Source organism: Streptomyces sp. NPDC060205 (assembly GCF_042728395.1).
Lineage (GTDB): Bacteria > Actinomycetota > Actinomycetes > Streptomycetales > Streptomycetaceae > Streptomyces.
This window is the reverse complement of the sequence record NZ_JBHWZP010000611.1, coordinates 1-1,957: the sequence shown is the minus strand read 5'-3', so window position 1 is coordinate 1,957 and position 1,957 is coordinate 1. Positions and strand designations below refer to the sequence as shown.

Genomic DNA, 1,957 nt, shown 5'->3' with positions numbered 1-1,957 from the left:
GACCTGCACATGAGGCCGGGCCAGCAGCTCAAACCCCAGCGCCCCCTACCTGCTGTGGCTGCTGGCCCGCGCCAACCGGGTCGCCGGAGCTTCACGGCATCTTTATGTCGCCCTCTGTCGCTATTCGGAGAATTTTGACCGATATAGGGGTGTGACTCGGGCCACGCAGATTGGGCGTAACACTCTTCGGGACAGCGCGATGACCTAAGAGGTGACAGCCGAGTAGGGAATATGGGCGCCGCTTCAGGCGCTGTGACTCTCCCCGGCTCCCGCCCGCGCCGTCGGCCCATTCCAAAGTCGGCGGTCGTCGGCTCCTCTCCGCAGTGGACGGGGCCGGAAGCCGTTTTCCAACGTTCCGAGAGGTTGTTCGTGTCGGCCAGCACATCCCGTACGCTCCCGCCGGAGATCGCCGAGTCCGTCTCTGTCATGGCGCTCATTGAGCGGGGAAAGGCTGAGGGGCAGATCGCCGGCGATGACGTGCGTCGGGCCTTCGAAGCTGACCAGATTCCGGCCACTCAGTGGAAGAACGTACTGCGCAGCCTCAACCAGATCCTCGAGGAAGAGGGTGTGACGCTGATGGTCAGTGCCGCGGAGCCGAAGCGCACCCGGAAGAGCGTCGCAGCGAAGAGTCCCGCCAAGCGCACCGCCACCAAGACCGTCGCGGCGAAGACGGCGACGGTCAAGAAGGCCACCGCCACCGCCACGCCGGCGATGCCCGAGGTCGACGATCCCGCCGAGGACGCGACCGCCAAGAAGGCCGCGGCCAAGAAGACGACCGCCAAGAAGGCGGTCGCGAAGAAGACCGTCGCCAAGAAGACGGCGGCGAAGAAGACCACCGCCAAGAACGCCGACGCCGAGCAGGGCGACGACGAGGCGACCGAGGAGACTCCGGGTACGGCCAAGGCCGGCGAGGAGCCCACCGAGGACGGCGCTCAGGGCTTCGTGCTGTCCGACGAGGACGAGGACGACGCGCCCGCGCAGCAGGTCGCCGCGGCCGGTGCCACCGCCGACCCCGTCAAGGACTACCTCAAGCAGATCGGCAAGGTCCCGCTGCTCAACGCCGAGCAGGAGGTCGAGCTCGCCAAGCGCATCGAGGCCGGTCTGTTCGCCGAGGACAAGCTGGCCAACGCCGACAAGCTCGCGCCGAAGCTCAAGCGCGAGCTGGAGATCATCGCCGAGGACGGCCGCCGCGCCAAGAACCACCTCCTGGAGGCCAACCTCCGTCTGGTGGTCTCGCTGGCCAAGCGTTACACCGGCCGCGGCATGCTCTTCCTGGACCTCATCCAGGAGGGCAACCTCGGTCTCATCCGCGCGGTGGAGAAGTTCGACTACACCAAGGGCTACAAGTTCTCGACCTACGCCACGTGGTGGATCCGTCAGGCGATCACCCGCGCCATGGCCGACCAGGCCCGCACCATCCGTATCCCGGTGCACATGGTCGAGGTCATCAACAAGCTCGCGCGCGTGCAGCGCCAGATGCTTCAGGACCTGGGCCGCGAGCCCACTCCGGAGGAGCTGGCCAAGGAACTCGACATGACCCCCGAGAAGGTCATCGAGGTCCAGAAGTACGGTCGTGAGCCGATCTCCCTCCACACCCCCCTGGGCGAGGACGGCGACAGCGAGTTCGGTGACCTCATCGAGGACTCCGAAGCGGTCGTCCCGGCCGACGCGGTCAGCTTCACGCTCCTCCAGGAGCAGCTGCACTCCGTCCTGGACACCCTGTCCGAGCGCGAGGCGGGCGTCGTCTCGATGCGCTTCGGTCTCACCGACGGTCAGCCGAAGACCCTCGACGAGATCGGCAAGGTGTACGGCGTGACGCGCGAGCGCATCCGCCAGATCGAGTCCAAGACGATGTCGAAGCTGCGTCACCCGTCCCGCTCGCAGGTGCTGCGCGACTACCTGGACTAGGCCTCGGCCGCAGTACGTCACCGAGGGCCCGGCTCCCCGTCATGGGAGC

At 66.9% G+C, this 1,957-nt stretch carries 1 protein-coding gene; it reads left to right on the top strand.

The genetic code is table 11. From position 1 onward, the window contains the following. Window positions 1-369 precede the first annotated feature (369 nt). The gene (locus ACFWGJ_RS43490; RefSeq protein ID WP_387334512.1) at window positions 370-1,908 is read left to right on the top strand and encodes an RNA polymerase sigma factor; all 1,539 of its coding nucleotides are present in this window, start codon (window positions 370-372) and stop codon (window positions 1,906-1,908) included. Window positions 1,909-1,957 lie beyond the last annotated feature (49 nt).